General features: G+C 42.6%; 14 protein-coding genes and 2 rRNA genes. All 16 read left to right on the top strand.

Annotation, left to right across the window (positions count from 1 at the left end; all coding sequences use genetic code 11):
- Positions 1-295 (top strand): 23S ribosomal RNA (locus WC848_06105); the annotation flags it as partial.
- A 387-nt stretch (positions 296-682) separates the two neighbouring features.
- Positions 683-794 (top strand): 5S ribosomal RNA (gene rrf / locus WC848_06100).
- Positions 795-994: 200 nt separating this feature from the next.
- Positions 995-1,819, top strand: a complete 825-nt coding sequence (locus WC848_06095) for a hypothetical protein (GenBank protein MFA5962228.1) — start codon at positions 995-997, stop codon at positions 1,817-1,819.
- Between the two features lie 26 nt (positions 1,820-1,845).
- Complete coding sequence (gene rodA, locus WC848_06090; GenBank protein MFA5962227.1) at positions 1,846-2,934, top strand: rod shape-determining protein RodA; 1,089 nt, start codon at positions 1,846-1,848, stop codon at positions 2,932-2,934.
- A gap of 146 nt (positions 2,935-3,080) precedes the next feature.
- The gene (locus WC848_06085) at positions 3,081-4,013 is read left to right on the top strand and encodes a right-handed parallel beta-helix repeat-containing protein (protein MFA5962226.1); all 933 of its coding nucleotides are present in this window, start codon (positions 3,081-3,083) and stop codon (positions 4,011-4,013) included.
- A 27-nt stretch (positions 4,014-4,040) separates the two neighbouring features.
- Positions 4,041-5,024 (top strand): hypothetical protein, encoded by a 984-nt coding sequence (locus WC848_06080; GenBank protein MFA5962225.1) that lies wholly within the window; start codon positions 4,041-4,043, stop codon positions 5,022-5,024.
- A gap of 175 nt (positions 5,025-5,199) precedes the next feature.
- Entirely contained in the window at positions 5,200-7,713 is a 2,514-nt protein-coding gene (locus tag WC848_06075) for a hypothetical protein (GenBank protein MFA5962224.1), read from the top strand.
- Positions 7,714-7,732: 19 nt separating this feature from the next.
- Positions 7,733-8,680, top strand: a complete 948-nt coding sequence (locus WC848_06070) for a hypothetical protein (protein ID MFA5962223.1) — start codon at positions 7,733-7,735, stop codon at positions 8,678-8,680.
- Positions 8,681-8,842: 162 nt separating this feature from the next.
- Complete coding sequence (gene leuS, locus WC848_06065; GenBank protein MFA5962222.1) at positions 8,843-11,299, top strand: leucine--tRNA ligase; 2,457 nt, start codon at positions 8,843-8,845, stop codon at positions 11,297-11,299.
- 248 nt (positions 11,300-11,547) lie between these two features.
- Positions 11,548-12,234, top strand: coding sequence for a nucleotidyltransferase family protein (locus WC848_06060; protein MFA5962221.1), 687 nt, complete (start codon positions 11,548-11,550; stop codon positions 12,232-12,234).
- Positions 12,235-12,366: 132 nt separating this feature from the next.
- Positions 12,367-13,710 carry an ABC transporter ATP-binding protein gene (locus WC848_06055; protein ID MFA5962220.1) on the top strand — a complete coding sequence of 448 codons (1,344 nt, stop codon included), beginning with the start codon at positions 12,367-12,369 and terminating at the stop codon, positions 13,708-13,710.
- Positions 13,711-13,724: 14 nt separating this feature from the next.
- Complete coding sequence (locus WC848_06050) at positions 13,725-14,900, top strand: ABC transporter permease (GenBank protein MFA5962219.1); 1,176 nt, start codon at positions 13,725-13,727, stop codon at positions 14,898-14,900.
- Positions 14,901-14,919: 19 nt separating this feature from the next.
- Positions 14,920-15,630, top strand: coding sequence for a hypothetical protein (locus WC848_06045; GenBank protein MFA5962218.1), 711 nt, complete (start codon positions 14,920-14,922; stop codon positions 15,628-15,630).
- 22 nt (positions 15,631-15,652) lie between these two features.
- Entirely contained in the window at positions 15,653-16,684 is a 1,032-nt protein-coding gene (locus WC848_06040) for a gluconeogenesis factor YvcK family protein (GenBank protein ID MFA5962217.1), read from the top strand.
- An 11-nt stretch (positions 16,685-16,695) separates the two neighbouring features.
- Positions 16,696-17,349, top strand: a complete 654-nt coding sequence (locus WC848_06035) for a hypothetical protein (GenBank protein ID MFA5962216.1) — start codon at positions 16,696-16,698, stop codon at positions 17,347-17,349.
- 8 nt (positions 17,350-17,357) lie between these two features.
- Positions 17,358-18,824, top strand: coding sequence for a divalent metal cation transporter (locus tag WC848_06030; protein MFA5962215.1), 1,467 nt, complete (start codon positions 17,358-17,360; stop codon positions 18,822-18,824).
- Positions 18,825-18,852: the final 28 nt, after the last annotated feature.

Below are 18,852 nucleotides of genomic sequence, written 5' to 3'. Positions count from 1 at the left end.
TCTCCTATCTGCTGTAGGCGTTGTTGATTGAGAGATCTCTTTCCTAGTACGAGAGGACCGGAAAGAACGAACCTCTGGTGTACGAGCTGTTCCGCCAGGAGCACTGCTCGGTAGCTACGTCCGGACGGGATAACCGCTGAAAGCATATAAGCGGGAAGCCTCGCTCAAGATTAATCAACTACCTTGATTTATCAAGGTACAATTTCCTGGAAGATTACCAGGTTGATAGGTCTCAGGTGTAAGTCCAGTGATGGATTAAGCCAAGAGATACTAATAAATTGAATTATTATTCACTCTTAAATTTCCTGTAACATGCAGCGCAAAATATGAAACACGTGCTTTCGAGCACAATCGTTTCATGTTGCGTGTTATATGTTACATATCGGTTAGTAGTTAGCAGTTTCTAAATTTCCTATTTTACCACGCCGTATCCGCCAGCTGGCGGAGAAGGAGGGCTTTGCTTTTTTCTATTCTTCGGAGTAGAATAAAAGCAAATAAAAAATAGTAGAAACTGAAGTTCTCGAATAAATAACTTTAAAATAGTTTATGGAGAATTATAGAAAGAGTTTTGCATTGACATTTACCGTATTTTCCGTGATTATGCTTACGATCGCCTCATTCCTGTTTTTCTCTCCGGTGATCAAGGCTTTTTAACAATAGCCAATAATTTGAATGCGCAGTTTTCGGTGCTTCTAGCGACAAGGGTACACCTGATCCCTTCCCGAACTCAGCAGTTAAGCTTGTCAGCCCCGATGGTATCCGCTTCGAGCGGAAAGAGTAGGGCAGTGCCGAGAACTGTGTATTTAAATTTCAAAGTAGGATTGAATTATTACAATGCGATGAGTGGTCCGCCCAGGGCGGAGAGAACTGTGTATTTAAATTTAGAAAAGATCTGATTATAAAAATGCCACCCGTGGTATTTTTTTGTTTGGTTCATTGTGAACTGAACGGTTACTTGCTATAATAAAAACATAATACTAAAAATTTAAGCGATATGGATAAGAGTTCTCAAAAAAGGCTAATCATCGGCCTGATTTATCTGATATTTTTTGCAGCAGTTTTTTGGTTTCTGTACTCAATTTTTAAACCAAAAGCGACTTGTACCGATGGAGTAAAAAATCAAAACGAGGAAGGAATCGATTGTGGAGGGATTTGCCCGGCGAACTGTGTCAAAAATGAAGTTAAGGATTTTATTGTCGGAGAAACGGGCGTGGTAGAAAGTTCAATCGCCGGTCAGTATGATTTTTATGGGCAAGTGATTAATCCAAACAACACCTATGGCAGCAAAAGTTTTTCCTACGATATAAGATTCAAAGATGAAAACGGATTGATCTTGGCGGAAAGACAGGGAGAAAGTTTTATCCTTCCGGGGGATAAAAAATATATCATAGAGAATAATATTGGATCGGATAAACACCCGATTAGTATTGATTTTTCCGTCACTGATTCGCAATGGGTGGAAACTGATGATCTTTATGAAAGACCGGATCTCGAGATTGTAAACAAGAGTTATAACGAAATTACTTCCGGGGTTGGTTTTTCAGAAGCCAAGGGTCTTTTGAAGAATAAAAGTCCGTTCGATTTTGCATTGATACGAGTCAGGGTGATCTTGCGCGATATGGCAGGCAAGATTATCGCACTTAATTCTACAGAAATGCGAACCGTCAGGTCGGGAGAGAATCGTGATTATCGAGCTTTTTGGCCTAATCGTTTTCCTGGTGGGGTGGCTGATGTGGAAAATCAGGTCGAAGTTAATGTTTTCGATTCAGATGCTTTTGCTAAAAAATATTTTCAATCTTTGCAGTCTCATGGGCGTTAAAAATTTGTCAAAAAGGAAAAGAATCTATGCAGAAATTCTTTAAGCTGGATTGGGTAATTTTGGTCACGGTCGCCTTGCTTGTGGCAATCGGTTTTTTGGCTCTCTATAGTGTTTCACGGGGAGATTTAGGGATAGATCTGGGAAATTTCAGAAAGCAATTGATTTCAGCTGTGGTGGGGATTGTGCTGATGTTTGGTATCGCTTTTTTTGATTATCGCGCCTTGAGTTTCTTTAGTACTAAGCTGTATTTTGCCACACTAGCAGTGCTTTTTTTGGTGCTATTTCTTGGAACCAAGATTCGTGGTACGACAGGCTGGATTGGTGTTGGCTCCTTTAATATTCAGCCAGTGGAGATGGCTAAATTGGCTATGGTTGTCTTTTTGGCTAGCTTTTTTAGTAAGAAAAAAAGCCAACTCAGTATAGTGGTGAGAATTACCACATCAGTCATTTTGATTTTTTTCCCAGTCTATCTTATCATTAAACAGCCAGATTTTGGTTCGGCAATGGTGATTGTTGTTTCTTGGGCTGCCCTGCTTTCCATCTCGGGGATCAGTAAGAAAAACTTGTTGATTTTGTTTTTGATCGGATCGGTCATCTCCTATTCTGGCTGGTTTTTATTACGGCCCTATCAGAAAGAGCGTTTGATCAATTTTGTCAATCCGTATAATGATCCACGGGGTAGTGGCTATAATGTGATTCAATCAATGGTGGCGGTCGGCTCCGGCGGACTTTTTGGTAAAGGTCTCGGTCATGGTTCGCAATCGCAATTGAATTTCCTGCCGGAAAAACACACAGACTTTATCTTTGCTGTTATTGCTGAAGAAATGGGTTTTTTAGGTGCCGCCGCCGTCCTGTTTCTCTTGAGTCTTTTGCTCTATCGCATAAAAGAAGTGGCGCGTTCGGCCGGGGATAATTTCGGCTATCTTCTGGCCGTAGGCATTATGATGATGCTCTTTTCGCAGATCTTGGTCAATGTCGGGATGAATATTGGAGTGATGCCAGTGGCGGGCGTGCCGTTGCCTTTTCTTAGTTATGGCGGAAGCTCTTTGGTGGCGGTTTTTGCTTCAATTGGAATTGTTCAAAGCATCTATATCCATAAAATGAAAACTCTTTAAGAGGCTGATTTTTACTTACTACTCAACAAAGAACCCACTATCGATCGAGTGGGTTTTTTGTTTTGGCGTCCTTGACAAATTTCCCAGTTGTGCTAGACTATTCCGTTAATCTAATAACTGATTTTAAGTAAAACTATATGTTTGATATGAAAAAAATTGACTTAAAAAGGTTGTTTTTGGCCTTTTTAGCGTTGGTCGTGGTTGTGCCATTTTTGACTTTTGCCGGGCATACAAAAAAAATCTATGTCGATACCGGAGCGAGTAATAATCAAGATGGTTCTTCCAAACATCCCTATAAAACCATTTCCCAAGCGCTGAAAAATGCCAACAAAGACACAGTGGTCTATGTCGCTGAAGGCACTTATCATGAAAATTTAGTTGTACCTAAGGGCGTGGAAGTTAATGGCCAAGGTCGAGACAAGACAATCATTGAAGCAAAGAGCGATGATGATTCCGCGGCCTATCTTAATGGCGGAGCAAAACTCACCAAACTGACAATCCGGGACGGTAAAAATGGAGTCAAAGTTTCTGATGGCGGAAGAGTGAAAATTATCAAATGTCGGATCGAGCACAATGACAGGGATGGTGTGATTATTTATGCCGGAAAACTGAATGATAGCAATAAGGTGACGATCAGTGAAACGGAAATCAGAAAAAACGGCCGCAACGGCGTTTACTCCGAGAAAAGAAATCTGGTCGTTGATAATAGCGACATCAAAGATAATGGCAGCGACGGAGCATCTTTTGATTCGGGAGTAATGGCTTGGATCGATGGTACTAATTTTCTGAGAAATTCTGCCAGTGGCCTCAAAGTTCGCCTGGATGGTGCACAGATCTATACAAAGAATAATACTTTTTCTGATAATGAACGGGAGGGGGTTGAAGTTGATGCTTTTGGACAGACAGGCAGAGTTGATATTAAAAACTCAAAGTTTAGCGATAACTCTAATTATGGGATCGCTCGGGTGCAAAGAAAAGCTTTCTTTGGCAATACTTGGACAGGCTTGACGATCGAAAATGCTACTTTTTCCAAGACAAACTTAGGTGAAGTTTCGGGAATATTCAAACTGTTCAATTAAGACAGGTAAATAACGGAATTGATTCTTATGAATAATTTTTGGCTAAAAAAACTGGGTTGGTTTGCGGGCATATTCTTAGTTTTGCTCGTATTCAATCTGAATAAGAGTCAAATCTATGAGTCTGAGACGGATGTTTTACTTTTGCCTAAAAATGAAGTCATTGCGCTTAATCTTGATGTGACAGTGGAAAATTTTCAACAGATCCTAGCCTCGCTGGCTTTTAACGACCGCTTGAGTGATGGAAGCGAAGCTTTAGCGTCTGGCGTGGATCTGCCAAACTATAAGCGGAAGGATTTTTGGAATTCAAAACTGAGCGTGATTCGGGCGGATAAGAGCGGGGTGTTGAGGATTAAAAACTTCGATGCGAAAAGTAGTCTCGCTCAAGAGCTGAACAATGATACGATAGAAAACCTGATCGCAGTAATCGGCAGATATTATAATATCCAGACAGACCTGGAGATTCAGATCATCGATGGGCCAATAGTGCGAAAAACTATTGCTCAAAATTTGACTGTCTTGATCGGCGAAAGCCTCCTTTGGTCGCTGGCACTCTATTTGATATTTTTTTTCCTTTTTCCGCTTATCTTTATTAAAAAAGAGACTGGCCAGAGGGAGCTTCCTGGCAGGGATTTTTCCCGTAATGTTGAACCGTTGAAAAAGATGGTCGTAGCTACGATTCCCGAGGAAGATAATTATTTTGCAACCAAGAATTTTTTTGATCAGGTCAAAAAAACTGAAGTAATGGAAAAAATCTTGCCAAAGGAAGGGACTTTGCCTCCATCCATCTTTCCCAGCTTTGGAAAAAAAGCTCCAACGCCTGTTAATCTTCCGGTAAGCGAAGATGAGCTGCCTAGTATCTTCCGTCAAAAAATAGCCACTCCTCAGGCGGAGAAAGTAATTGAGAAACCGATTGAGCATGTGGAAGCAGCGCAGGTGGAATACATTCCGCGCGAAGCGACGCCGGAAGAAGTGAAATCTAGATTGAACCGATTGCTCGGCGGGGGGAAATAATATTTTTGATAACTGGAAAAAACCGTTCTCGTTTTTCGGGAGCGGTTTTTTGTTTGCTTGGGTGATGTTTCCGTGGTTTATTTTCTCCGGATTTATGGTATAATTAAAACAGCTAAGGAGCTGGTTTTTTGGTATATTGAAATTTTCTCTAGGAAAATTATTTGTTAGGTAAAAAATGAAAAATGAGAACTTAAATTTAAAACTTATTTTTTTCGCAATAATCTTCGGCGGGATTTTTGGATTGATGGGAAGAACCTGGGCAGTGACATATTATATCTCTAGCAGTACGGGAAATGATGCCAATACCGGCCTGGATAAGAACCATGCTTGGGAGCACGCACCGGGAATGAAAGCGGCGATAGGTAATCCGGCGGATTATGCTCCACCGGCTGGTTTGTGTTCTACGTATACAGGAACATGTGCCAGTTCTTGCGCTAGTGGTTATGTCCAACTATACCCAGCTGGAGAAAATTCCTCTCAATTTAGTGATTGTTCAGCAGCGCAAATTTGTTGCGTTTCCGATGCCTGGCTTTCTGGCAACAGCTATCTTTTGAGTCAGCCCGGTGACAATTTTATTTTCAAGGGCTGTGATGTTTGGACGGCGGAAAATTTTCCTTGGAGAATTAGCGCGCCGCATTTTGCCACAGAGACCGGTGCCTATTATAGCGCCGCAATGGACTATCTCGGTACTGGTCGAGAGGAAGCGAAAATTTCTCTCCTAGGCGATGATGATAAGACCTGGTATAACTCGGCGAAATGCGCGTCCGGCTGGGATCGTCCAGTACTGGATGCCTGCGCGGTGGAAGCGCCACCAATTCCTTCACCCTATCATGACGGTGAGTTTATGACCGGTTGCAGTGGCAATAACTTGACCACATTTTCGGATGATATGGCGATGCTACATTTTCCGATAAAAAATGTTATTTTTTCCGGTTTTGATATTCGTAATATTTATGTGCCGAACCAGCAAGGATATGGCGCGGTTGTTTATGGCGGTCGCCAAGAAACAGCCTGGTTGATTTTTCGTCGAAACTATATCCATGCCTGGTACGCTGATCCGCCAGTCAAAATTTGGGTGACAATTCCGCAAGACAGTCATACTGCAACAGTAATCAGCGGTAACACGGATGGGGTTAGCAACGGAATGCCTTTTCAGATAATGGGAACTTATCAAGTAATTCCGGCCAGCAATAATGGCCCGATCGTTGCCAATTGGAATGGGACAGCCAAGACTTTCGATATTACGGACGGTTACGCAAATTTACGCAACTCTTGCTTACTGCATGGTCTTCCTAATAGCCAAGGCAATACTTGTGTCGATGGTGGATATTTGGGTGGGGATGTGGATTGTTCGCAAGCACCCGGTTGTCTTTTGGTTGGCGGAAGCCAAGCGATGGTAATTTCTCCCATTCAAAGTTACCCCAATAATCGCGATGTAACATTTGAAGAAAATGTGGTGGATGGGAGAGATTCGAATCTTGTGCAAGAGGAATTGGATTGTCCAAGTGATGTGTGGGGAGCTTGCATGGGAGTGAACGGTGGGCTCTACCAAGGACCGCAGATCGTGCGTAATAATGTTTTTCGCGATACGACCAGTTGGTATCTGGGAATGGTTCAGGAATTTACCGGCAATTATTATCTGGGACCGCACCGCACGGATATCAACACAACTAGCCATGACAATATGATGGAATCGCTGGGCGATCATGGCTTTGGTGCGGTTGTGGCCAACAATGTGATGGTTGGGGCGAAAGCCGGTGTGTCAATAATGTTAGCTGCCCGCAAAAAATACACGTCAACAGCTTCGGTTTCCACCGGTTCTAGCGTGCTTCAGTTTTCGCAAAGCCCGGCTACGGCTTGCGGTGAAGCTGATTGCGAGTTGACTGCTGGCCGAGTAATCAAAGTGGTGGGTGGCGGAGCGGGTGGAAGTGATTTGGATACCTATGTGCTTTCCATCAATGCCAGCGCCAATACCGTAACCTTGGAAGATCCGGTTCAGATTACCAGTGTCAATGCGACAATCTATACTGGAGGCGTCAATCCTAGTTATGCTTTTAATAATGTGCTTTCTGATGTTCCGCAAAATTATGTTTTTCAAATTACAACATCGGGTGGCAGTACGACCGGTTCAGTCTATCTTTTTAATAATACCATTGAAGGCGGACCGGATCCAAATGGTTATTCTCCAGGATCTTATCCAGTAATTCCTGGTACAGGCTGTTCGGCATCGATGCAACATTGTGAGTTTCGCAATAATCTGCTAATTGCTTGCTCGGGTGATGGTGAAGGTTCTGCTCAATGTGATGAGGGTCGGCCATTTGTTCCAGCAGAGCTATGCGGTGCTAATTGCACAGAGCATGCCAACATTGGTCAGGCCCTAAATCAAGCCATAGCCCAAGGCACGATTTGGAATCAAAATCCCTACACCTTTTTCCCCAGCGCGGCGTCCCCGGTCATCGGTGCTGGGGATAACTTGACGGCCTATTGTTCTCGGCCGAGGTTGTCTGAACTTTGTTCGGACACGACCTATGCTGTCGGCTATGACCAAGTCAATCATCAAGTCATTCTTCCAGCTAGAACAGTACGTCTGCGTCCGGCGTCAGGCGCTTGGGATGTTGGTGCCTATGATTATCAAACTGGTGATGATTTCACTGCGCCCGGAGCGCCAGTGGGATTGGCAGTAAGCTAATTATTTAATTAAACAAAAAATGCCTAAAAAAAATTTCTATTTCAGTTTAGGATTAATTTTGTTTCTCAGTCTACCTCTTGGACATTCCCAAGCCGCGCCGATCATTATTGATCACAATACTCGGTCAATCAGTTTGATTCCCGAAGTGCAAATCAATAATGCCAAAAGCGATTTGCACATTGCTTATGGACACACCTCACATGGCAGTCAATTGATCGATGGGATGAATGGCTTGGTGACTTTCATGAATAATAAGGGCGCGACCAATAATTTGTATGCTTGGAATAATGGCGGTATCGACGGGGCGCTTGATCTGCATGATGGCGCGATGGCGGGAGATGTTGGTTACTATCCTGATTGGGTGAATTATACGCGCGCTTATCTGGGAACACCCGACGGCGCGACTGGCCGAGGCACCGGACTCAATGCAGATGTCAATGTCATCATTTGGTCTTGGTGTGGGCAAGTTTCCTCATTAGACGAATCCACGATGATCAGCAATTATTTGGCGCCGATGACAGCGCTGGAAGAGGATTATCCCGGGATCAAGTTTGTCTATATGACTGGTCATTTGGACGGAGGCGGTTTGAGTGGAAACCTGCACCTGAGGAACGAACAAATCAGAGCCTACTGTCGCGACAACGATAAAATTCTCTATGACTTTGAGGACATCGAATCCTATGATCCAGACAATGTTTACTTTGGTGACAAAATTCCGACAGACAATTGTGATTATGATAGTGATGCAAATGGCAGTCAAGATAAAAACTGGGCTTTGGATTGGCAAGGCACGCACACTTTGAATGTGGATTGGTATGATTGCGGGGCGGCTCATTCGCAATCACTGAATGCAAATCTAAAAGCCTACGCCGCTTGGTGGCTTTGGGCGAGACTAGCCGGCTGGGACGGTCAAACTTCTTCGGACACAGCTCCGCCAAATATTCCAAACGGGCTTTTTGTGGACTGATAAGATTTGTTACGTAACAAGTTACGTACCTCAGAATTGATCAGTAAACGCCAAGAGGTTTCTAGGAGGCCTTGATTTTTGATTTTGTGGTGGTATTGAAAAAAACTGAAAAGTAGGTTAAAGTTAGGTTATTGTTAAAATAACCGACTAGATATTGGTTTTATGGAAAAATACGATCCGCGAGAAATTGAGAAAAAAGCCCAGGAAAAATGGAAAAAAGAGCCTGATTTGGTGCGCGCCAATGATGCTTCGAAGAAAGAAAAGCGCTTTATTCTTGATATGTTTCCCTATCCATCAGGCGCCGGTCTGCACGTTGGACATGTAGAGAGCTATACGGCTACTGATATCTATTCCCGCTATCTTCGGATGCGCGGCTTTGAAGTGCTTCATCCACAAGGCTTTGATGCCTTTGGTTTGCCGGCGGAAAATTATGCGATCAAAACCGGAGTGCACCCTAAAGCAACAATCGAAAAGGCGATCGAGATTTTCAAGCGTCAGATTGATTCAATGGGTTTCTCCTATGATTGGAGCAGAGAAGTCAATTCTTCTTTGCCGGAATATTACAAATGGACGCAGTGGCTGTTTCTGTTGTTTTATAAAAACGGATTAGCCTACAAGAAAAAAGCCAAAGTGAATTGGTGTCCAAAATGCCAGACGGTGCTCGCTAATGAGCAGGCGGAGGATGGCGTGTGCGAGCGCTGTGGAAGTGCGGTTGTGCAAAAAGATCTGGAACAATGGTTTTTCAAAATTACTGACTTTATCGAGGACAAGAGCGATACTATCGGGCTTCTTTCAGGATTAGAAAAAGTGGATTGGCCAGAATCAACCAAGCTTCTGCAAAAGAATTGGATCGGGAAGTCCTTTGGTTCCGAAGTTGATTTTGCGATTGAAAATAGTTCGGAGAAAATAACTGTCTACACAACCCGCATCGATACGCTTTTTTCCGGAACCTATCTTCTTTTAGCTCCGGAACATCCTTTGGTTTCTGTGATAACAACCGAAGATCACAAAAAAGAAATAGAAGATTATTTGCTTGAAACGGCAAAAAAAACTGATATAGAACGTTTGGAATTGCGAAAAGAAAAAACCGGTGCTTTTACGGGAGCGTATGTGATCAATCCAGCGACCGGAAATCAAATACCGGTTTGGATTTCTGATTTTGTTTTGGTGAATTATGGAACCGGAGCGGTTTTTGCTGACGCGCATGACTCGCGAGATTTTGAGTTGGCAAAAAAATACAATATTCCGCTACGCGTTTCTATCAGGCCAAAAAATAATGAGCTTTGGGAAAAAGTGCAAAATCTGGAAATTTGCTTTGAAGGTGAAGGGGAGTTAGTAAATTCTGCTCAATTTGAAGGATTGTCTTCCAAGGAAGCAAGAATAAAAATTACTGAATGGTTGGCGAAAAAAGGAGATGCAAGATTTAAAGTAAATTACAAGTTACGCGATTGGTTAGTTTCGCGGCAGCGCTATTGGGGCGCGCCGATCCCAATTATTTATTGTGAAAAATGTGGTGAAGTTCCAGTCTCAGAGGCGGATCTGCCTGTAGAGCTTCCAACTGATGTTGATTTTAAGCCGACTGGCGAATCGCCACTCAAATATTCCAAAACATTTCAGGATGTCGTTTGTCCGAAATGCGGTAGCGTTGCGCGAAGGGAATCCGACACGATGGACACTTTTGTTTGTTCGTCTTGGTACTACTTGCGCTATGCTGATCCGAAAAATGAAAAGGAGTTTGCTTCAAAAGAACTGCTCAAAAAATGGTTGCCGGTCGATCTTTATGTCGGTGGAGCGGAGCATTCTGTGTTGCATCTGCTTTATGCGAGATTTTTCACGAAAGTTTTGCATAATTTGGGTTATCTCGAATTTGATGAGCCGTTTTTGAAGCTCCGGCACCAAGGCACGATTTTGGCGGAAGATGGAACGAAGATGTCCAAATCAAAAGGTAATGTGGTCAATCCGGATGACGTTACCGCGCAATTTGGCGCAGACGCTTTGCGGATGTTTGAGATGTTCATGGGACCGCTCGAGGATATGAAGCCGTGGCAGACAAAAGGAATTGTGGGAGTGTATCGGTTTCTAGAGAAAACTTATAAGTTAAATTCCAAAATCCTAATTTCCAATGTCAAATCAAATCCAAATTTCAAAAGCCAAACTACTAAAACGACTATTTTATTGAGCAAGACGATTAAAAAAGTTTCGGAAGATATTGAAAGTATGAAGTTTAATACGGCGATTAGCCAGTTGATGATTTTAGCTAATGCCTTGGAAAAAGAAACGGAATTGTCCGTGCAAAATTTTGAATTATTTTTATTGATTCTGAGTCCATTTGCTCCACACTTAACTGAAGAACTTTGGTCAAAGCTCGGTCATGACGAATCAATTTTCCAAGAGAGTTGGCCGGAGTATGATTTGAACTTGATCCAGGATGAAGAAATTGAACTAGTGATCCAAGTCAATGGAAAAGTGCGTGACACGGTGAAAGTTAGTGCGGACATTTCCGAAGAAGAAGCGACCAAGTTGGCGCTGGGAAGTGAAAAAACCAAGAATCATACAGCAGGCAAAGAAATTAAAAAGATTATTTTTGTGAAAGGGAGACTGATTAATGTTGTAATTTAGTTTTCCTTGTCATCCCCGCGAAGGCGGGGATCCAGGCACCCCAGGTGAAAAATAAAGAAAAACGAATTATTAAAATTCAAGACTAACTGAAATATAGAACTTGCCAGACTTGTGGCTCGATTTTCTAGAGTTCATAGCCAGAGGAACCTGGATTCCCGCCTTCGCGGGAATGACAATTTTTTCAGGTTGTATCTTATCAGAAGGACAGTGGATTTATTACAGGATTTAATTGGTTAAACAATTTATCTATGCAAGCAGTAATCCTAGCGGCCGGACGGGGAAAACGGATGAAAAAGCTGACCGATGAAATTCCCAAGCCGATGCTCAAATTGAAAGGCAAGCCGATCTTGGAGCACAAGATTAATATGCTCCCAAAAGAAATTAAGGAGATTGTTTTTATTATCGGCTATGCCGGTGACTATATCATTCGGCATTTTAAAAGGTATTTTGCCGGACGGCGAATTATCTATGTCTATCAAGACAAAATGAATGGCACGGGTGGAGCGTTGCATTTGGCGCGGAGCGTTCTTAAAGACAAATTTTTGGTTATTATGGGCGATGATCTCTATCATAAAAAAGATTTGAAGCGGATGCTGAGGCATGACCTAGCGATTCTGGGTTATGAGGTTGAGGATGTGAGCAAGTGCGGGATTATTAAAACCAATAAAAATGGGCGTATGATTGATGTGATTGAAAACCCGTTGCGATCAAAGGACAAGCTTGCAAATGCCGGTGCGTATGTTTTGAATAAAAAATTTTTTGATTATGATTTGATTCCTAAAAAGGCCGGAGATATCGAATTTGGTTTGCCCCAAACGCTGGCCGTGATGGCTCGCGATTACGATGTTAAAGTGGAAAAAGCGACGGCCTGGCATGCTATCGGCAGTCCGGATGATCTTAAAGCGGCGGAAAAAGTTTTGCATAAGTTTATCTAGTAAGAAGACTTATGTGTTTGCTAACAGCAAGCTTATTTTTTGGTAAACGCGTAAGTCGTAAAGAAATAATTTTGTTTTGCTTCCGTTGCGTGGTATAATATTGGATATGCAATTAGTTAAAGATAAACTAGAATGCCAAACGAAGTACCCAATATTACAGTCAAGGAAGTCAATGTGATCTACAATCAGGGCAAGCTCAATGAGATGCGTTCATTGGAAGAAGTCAGCTTGGAAATTTTTCCCGAGGAGTTTGTAATCATTTTCGGCCCTTCTGGTTGTGGAAAATCAACCCTGCTCTACACGATTTCCGGCTTACAAAAACCGACCAGTGGCGCGGTGATGATTGATGGAGAAGACATCAGCGCTTATTCCAAAAAACAGATGGCTTGGTTTCATCGCCGGAAAATGGGGATGGTTTTTCAAGCTTTCTATCTGATTGGATCGTTGACTATCCTGGACAATGTTTGTCTGCCCAAAACCTTCGATGGCGTAAAGATGTCCGAACGAAAAATCAAAGCGTTGGAACTTCTGGAGCGGTTTAATATTTCTAATCAGGCGGATAAATTCCCTTCGGAACTTTCCGGTGGTCAAAAGCAACGTGTTTCTATCGCGCGCGCACTGGTCAATGATCCGGAAATAATCCTGGCGGATGAGCCGGTAGGAAATCTTGATTCCAAATCTTCCCACATTGTGATGTCGATCCTTAAAGACTTAAATGAGATTGACAAAAAGACCGTCATTTTAGTGACGCATGATCCAGCTCACTTGGTCTTTGGTGACAAAATCGTGCATATGCGCGATGGCAAGATAATCAAAATCGAGCTGGTCAAAAAGCAAAAAATTGCACCGGCGGAAAGTTTTGTTTTCAAGGATGGAAAAGTGCGGGACGATTTCTTCAAGGAGGAATATATTCCACTTGATCTGCGCCATCTGATGCGGTCATTTCGCGGTCTTACGGGCAGCCAGGTAGGAAATCTCTTAGTGCCATTCAAGGCGCAACAGATTTTCTCCCATCTGTTTTTTTCCATGACTAATGATCAGATCGAAAAAGCCATCAAAAAATTGGAAGATTTTCTTTATTCCAAAATAAATTTTGAAAGTTTCCTGAAAGATTTGGATATGCCAGTTGAACAGGGCGGCGCGGGCTGGGATAAGCGTATCGCAGAACGATTTTCCGCCGAAATTCAGCAAATGGTCATGCAGGCGTCAAAAATCAGTTTCACAGAAAAAAATAAGACGGCGCAGGAGTTGGCGGAGTATCTCAATTTTAAATTAAAGTTAAATTTAGACGAGGCTAGAAATAGCCTACTAGTCGGGGCGCTCATAGATCGACTGGAAAATCGAATCGGCAAAGAAGAGTTTGAAAAAATAATGGATATCTCCGCAAAGCATGAGGGGCTTGATTTTGATAAAAGGACAGCGACAAAAATCGCCAAAGAAGTGGAGTTACTTTTGCTTTTACGTTACTCTGGTTAACGTGAGATAAATTTATGAACATATTTGATCTGTTAAAACTTTCTACTCGGATGTTTAAGGCGAGAACGTCACGGACACTTCTCACTGTTTTGGGCATGGGCGTCGGAATCGGGGCGATTCTTTTTCTGGTCGGGTTGGGCTATGGAATCCAGAAAACTCTCCTGGAAACAATCACCACGGCCGATTCTCTTTTAACGCTGGATGTTTATCCGGGCGGGGAGAATAAGTCGATCAGTCCGGCGGATGTTGAGACAATTGCCAACCAAGAGGGGGTCGAAAGGGTTAGTCCGGTTTACGAAACAATGGGACAGATGAAATTTGATAATCTGGTTTCTGATTCGAAAATTCTAGCAGTCGATCCAGACTTTAACCGGCTGGACGGTGTTAAGATTGCCGAGGGGGATGATATCAATGATGATGAAGTGAATGGTACGGTTATTTCCAGTTCGCTGGCAAAGATTTTCGAAAAAGAACCGCAAGAGATGTTGGGCGGAGAGTTAACACTCTATTTGCCGGAAATTGGGGAAAAAAAGGGACAAAAATTTGAACTGAAAACGAAGATTGTCGGTTTTACGGACAAAAAAGACATTTTGGTTTATATGAATAACAAAGCGGTAGATAGAGTTGTCTCCAATTTGCAATTTAGCCGGCTCAAAGTTAAGTGTAATTCCAGTTCAATCTTGCCCGGCATCCGGGAAAAATTGACCAATAATGGCTTTATTGTTTCCGCGCTGACTGATCTGATTAATCAAGTGGATAAAGCTTTTGGAGTAATTCGCGTGATTTTGGGATTCTTTGGTGCGATTGCGCTGATGGTCAGCGCCATCGGAATGTTCAATACGATGACTGTTTCGCTCTTGGAGCGGACAGAGGAAATTGGCATCATGAAATCAATCGGCGCTTCCAATTATGATATTTTATGGATGTTCGTTTTTGAATCGACCATCATGGGTTTTTTGGGCGGTCTTTCGGGGCTTATCATCGGTTTTATTGGCGGGCAACTTTTCAATTTTTTAGTTAATTTTTTGGCGCAACGGTTTGGCGGATATGCGACATCGCTTCTGTATTTTCCCGGTTGGTTTCTGCTCTTCATCCTAGCAGTGGCAACGCTGGTGGGTTTCACAACTGGAGTGATCCCAGCGCGACGCGCCAGCGCGACTGATCCATTGGAAGCCTTGCGGTATAAATAATTTGTAGTCAGTTTAATGTATGCAATCATTGCAAAGGAAAATCCGACCGAAGGGGGATTTTCCTGAAAAACCAAAGACTCCTCAAAAGGCCAAATTCAAAAAGTCTAAAATATTTTTAGCGCTGGTAATTTTAGGCGTGGTTTTTTTGGGAAAAAACTATTATGATACCCAGGCAGAAGCGAAAAATTCTAACGTGCGGAGTATTTCACAGGAGCAAGCCACCGTTCTTGGTATAACAGATGAAAATAACAATCAGGCAATAGTTGGAAGCGGGGCGGTTTTTTCTAGTGAAAATTTCAAAGCGACACAACTGGCTTTGGATGATGGCGCCGGTTTTGGTCTGGTGGATTTTGATGAAAATACTTTGCTCAAAATTGGAGACATTAAAAGTGAGCTATATTCCATAAAGGAGGGCGATAAGACTGAAATTAAGGGCTTGATCAATTGCTCCACGACGAAGCGGGCAAAAGCGGAATTGGAGTATTTCAAAAGCGGAACCACAGATGCGAAAACAATCAAGGAGCAGTCATATGGCACACAGCATTCCTGGGTAATTGCCGGACTGGACGCCGACTCGGTCTATAAATATTCTCTGCGGTCGACGGATGTTTCTGGAAGCAAAATTAGCTCGGAACAATTTGTTTTTTATACCGGCGCGCCGAATGTTTCACTTATTGATGTCCTGAGCAACGCCGTACGCAAGGTTTTCGGATGGGCATTGGGGGGATAGATGATTAGATTAATTCAAAGATATGATTGATAGAATTAAAAAAGTAGTGACGATTGGCGGTGGCACTGGCAGTTTTATGCTTCTCTCTGGACTCAAGGACTATCCAGTCAGCCTTTCGGCAATTGTGTCAATGGCGGATGATGGTGGATCAACTGGAATTCTGCGAGATGAATTGGGCGTTCTTCCACCGGGAGATGTGCGTCAATGTCTCGTTGCGCTTAGCAATTCATCGGATATCATGCGAGATCTGATGACTTATCGTTTTGAAGAAGGCGGACTCAAGGGGCATAATTTTGGCAATTTGCTTCTCAGCGCTTTGGAAAAAATTACAGGTAATTTTTCGGTCGGGGTAGAAGAAGCGGCTAAAATACTTAACATTAAGGGTGAAGTTATCCCGGTGGCTGACACGGAAGTGAATCTTTTCATGGAGCTTAAGAATGGAAAACTGATCAAGGGCGAGGATGAAGTGAGGCATAATTTTGAAATTAAAAAAACGGGGGTTGAGAAAAGCTATCTTAGTCCGAGGGTGCGAGCAAACAAAAAAGCCATCCAAAAAATTTTGGAAGCGGATTTGGTGATAATCGGTCCGGGAGATTATTATGGGAGTATCATGCCAAATTTTTTGGTGCAGGGAATTTCTGACGCGCTCAGAAAAACCAAAGCCACCGTTGTGTTTAATTGCAATTTAGTAAATCGGAAGGGTCAAACGGATAATTTTACTTTGGACGATTATGTTGAGCTGATCAATAAGCAGATCGGAAAAGAGCGGATTGATTTCGCAACATTTAATACAAAAAATCCGGGCAGAAACTTAATTAAGAAATATGAAGAGGAAAGCATGCTGGTTGAACTTGGAGAAAATAAAGATCAAAAAAGAACTTACCGCATAATCAAAACTGATTTACTGAGCGACAAGAGATCTATCTATAGCAAGGCAGATTCAATTGCCGCCACGCGAGCATTTATCCGCCATGATAGCGAAAAACTGGCACGCGTTCTCATGGTGATTTTGGAGCTGGGTAAATATGAGGGGATTATTAATGAGATAGTTTAAAGCTAGCCCAGATGAAAATATTTATTGATTTTGATGATGCGATTTTCAATACCAAAAAATTCAAGCATGATTTTATTGCGATTTTCGGTCGTTATGGGATAAATCAGGATGAGTTTCAGGATTCCTATTACACATATTCCAATAAATCTCAAATACAAGGCCGGCATTATGATTTCAAGATGCAAGTTAAGACTTTGCAAAAAAGCAAAGGCATTGATGGCAAAAAATTGAAGGCAGATGTGGAAAAATTCATGCAGAAGCTCAACGCATATCTTCTTCCCGATGTGAAAACTTTCTTGCAAGAATTCCCCAAAAAAGATTTATTCATTCTTAGCTATGGCGAGCCAAAATTTCAAAAAGCTAAAATCAGAGGAGCGGGGATTGACCGATTAGTGAATCGGGTTTTCATTACCAAAAGAAAAAAAGTTGATGTGATTTTAGAATTAAATCGCAAATATGCATATTCAAAAAAAGAAGCCATAATCCTAATTGACGATCATCCTGATCAATTTGAGATCAAAGGAAAAGCCAGGGAGCGGATAACAACCTTCCACCTCTCTCGCAAAGAAGGGCGTTACCACGACTTGCCCTGCGAGGAGCGTGATTATGCAGTAAAAAATTTAGGAGCAGTGGTGCGGATAATTAAAAAAGAAAAAATGCAGTAGGAAGTCCTATGAAACAAGAAAAAAAAGATCAAAATACAGTGCCTAAAAAATTTTTCACTCTTTCGGAGTTTCGCCATGAATTGGGCATTCCTTTGGTTTTGGCGCGCAAGTTGATTTTGTGGGGCGAGATTGAAGCATCGAAAACAATCGATGGAACACTCCGAATCGCCCATTCCGAAGTGTCAGTGGCCAAAGAATTGATGGCTACTCCCTGGAAAAAAGCGCGGTATTTTTTTCGCGCACTTGGTCCCGGAATAATCACGGGCGCATCGGACGATGACCCTAGCGGTATCGGGACCTACTCTTCCGTCGGGGCGAAATTTGGTTTTTCCATTCTTTGGATGGCCGCTTGGCTTTTGCCCGTGATGCTCGCCGTGCAAGAAGTTTGTGCGCGGATCGGTATTGTGACTAATCGGGGGCTGGCCGGAGTGCTTCAGGAGCACTACCGAAAAAAAGTTGTTTTTGTAGTGGTAATTTTGCTCATCATTGCCAACGTGGTCAATATCGGAGCGGATTTGGGAGCGATGGCGGCGTCACTCACCATGCTCACGCATTTCAATTTCTATCTTGGAGCGATTTTTTTTGCCCTGCTTTCTATCGGGCTGGAAATTTTTATTGGCTACCATTATTATGTGAAATTTTTGAAATGGCTGGCGATTTCTGTTTTGGCCTATATCGTCACTGGAATTATCATTCATCCGGATTGGCTCAAAGTCTTACATTGGACCTTTCTCCCTAGTATCAAATTCAGTGAAGAATATGTCTTTGCGATGGTGGCGGTTTTTGGTACAACAATCACGCCCTATCTTTTTTTCTGGCAAGCGTCAGAAGAGGTAGAGGAAAACAAATTACACAAAAAACTGCACAAGTTTTTAGGTGAGAAGAAGGAAAATATGCACACGAGGATTGGGAGGATGCGGACGGATGTAGCGACGGGAATGATCTTGGCCAATGTTGTTTTCTTTTTCATCGTGCTTACCGCGGCGCAAATATTTTTTGCCAATGGCGTTACTGATATTGCGTCAGCCGAACAGGCGGCGCAAGCTTTGCGACCGCTTGCGGGAAATTATGCTTATTTGCTTTTTGCTATTGGCATCATTGGAACGGGACTTTTGGCAGTACCGATCCTGGCCGGATCAGGCGCTTATGCACTCTGCGAATTAATGAAATGGCATGAGGGCTTGGAGTTGAAATTTTCTCGCGCCAAAGGTTTTTATGCGGTGATCACCATTTCAATTATGGTGGGTTTGCTTTTGAATTTTTTCCACATCAATCCAATTATGGCACTCTACTATTCCGCTTTTCTCAATGGCCTGATTGCCTTTCCCTTGCTTATTGTTATTATGGTAGTAGGTGATGATAAAAAAATTATGGGTCGTGAAACTCATCCGCTCTGGGTGAAATTTTTCGGCTGGCTCTCAGTCGTTTTTATGGCCGGCTTAATTCTGGCTTCGATTGTTTTGTATTTTAATTAATAATATTTGAACTCACGCATTCACCAAA

The organism is Parcubacteria group bacterium (assembly GCA_041659505.1).
Taxonomy (GTDB): Bacteria; Patescibacteriota; Minisyncoccia; order Moranbacterales; family UBA2206; genus UBA9630.
The sequence above is the reverse complement of the archived record's forward strand: the minus strand, read 5'-3'. Positions and strand labels throughout refer to the sequence as shown.

Bases quoted from the DNA above. Each gene is read 5' to 3' on its own strand.
- WC848_06080 (MFA5962225.1), top strand. From the start codon at position 4,041: ATGAATAATTTTTGGCTAAAAAAACTGGGTTGGTTTGCGGGCATATTC.
- WC848_06040 (MFA5962217.1), top strand. From the start codon at position 15,653: ATGATTGATAGAATTAAAAAAGTAGTGACGATTGGCGGTGGCACTGGC.
- WC848_06070 (MFA5962223.1), top strand. From the start codon at position 7,733: ATGCCTAAAAAAAATTTCTATTTCAGTTTAGGATTAATTTTGTTTCTC.
- WC848_06035 (MFA5962216.1), top strand. From the start codon at position 16,696: ATGAAAATATTTATTGATTTTGATGATGCGATTTTCAATACCAAAAAA.
- WC848_06050 (MFA5962219.1), top strand. From the start codon at position 13,725: ATGAACATATTTGATCTGTTAAAACTTTCTACTCGGATGTTTAAGGCG.
- WC848_06045 (MFA5962218.1), top strand. From the start codon at position 14,920: ATGCAATCATTGCAAAGGAAAATCCGACCGAAGGGGGATTTTCCTGAA.
- WC848_06085 (MFA5962226.1), top strand. From the start codon at position 3,081: ATGAAAAAAATTGACTTAAAAAGGTTGTTTTTGGCCTTTTTAGCGTTG.
- WC848_06060 (MFA5962221.1), top strand. From the start codon at position 11,548: ATGCAAGCAGTAATCCTAGCGGCCGGACGGGGAAAACGGATGAAAAAG.
- WC848_06055 (MFA5962220.1), top strand. From the start codon at position 12,367: ATGCCAAACGAAGTACCCAATATTACAGTCAAGGAAGTCAATGTGATC.
- WC848_06095 (MFA5962228.1), top strand. From the start codon at position 995: ATGGATAAGAGTTCTCAAAAAAGGCTAATCATCGGCCTGATTTATCTG.
- WC848_06030 (MFA5962215.1), top strand. From the start codon at position 17,358: ATGAAACAAGAAAAAAAAGATCAAAATACAGTGCCTAAAAAATTTTTC.
- rodA (MFA5962227.1), top strand. From the start codon at position 1,846: ATGCAGAAATTCTTTAAGCTGGATTGGGTAATTTTGGTCACGGTCGCC.
- leuS (MFA5962222.1), top strand. From the start codon at position 8,843: ATGGAAAAATACGATCCGCGAGAAATTGAGAAAAAAGCCCAGGAAAAA.
- WC848_06075 (MFA5962224.1), top strand. From the start codon at position 5,200: ATGAAAAATGAGAACTTAAATTTAAAACTTATTTTTTTCGCAATAATC.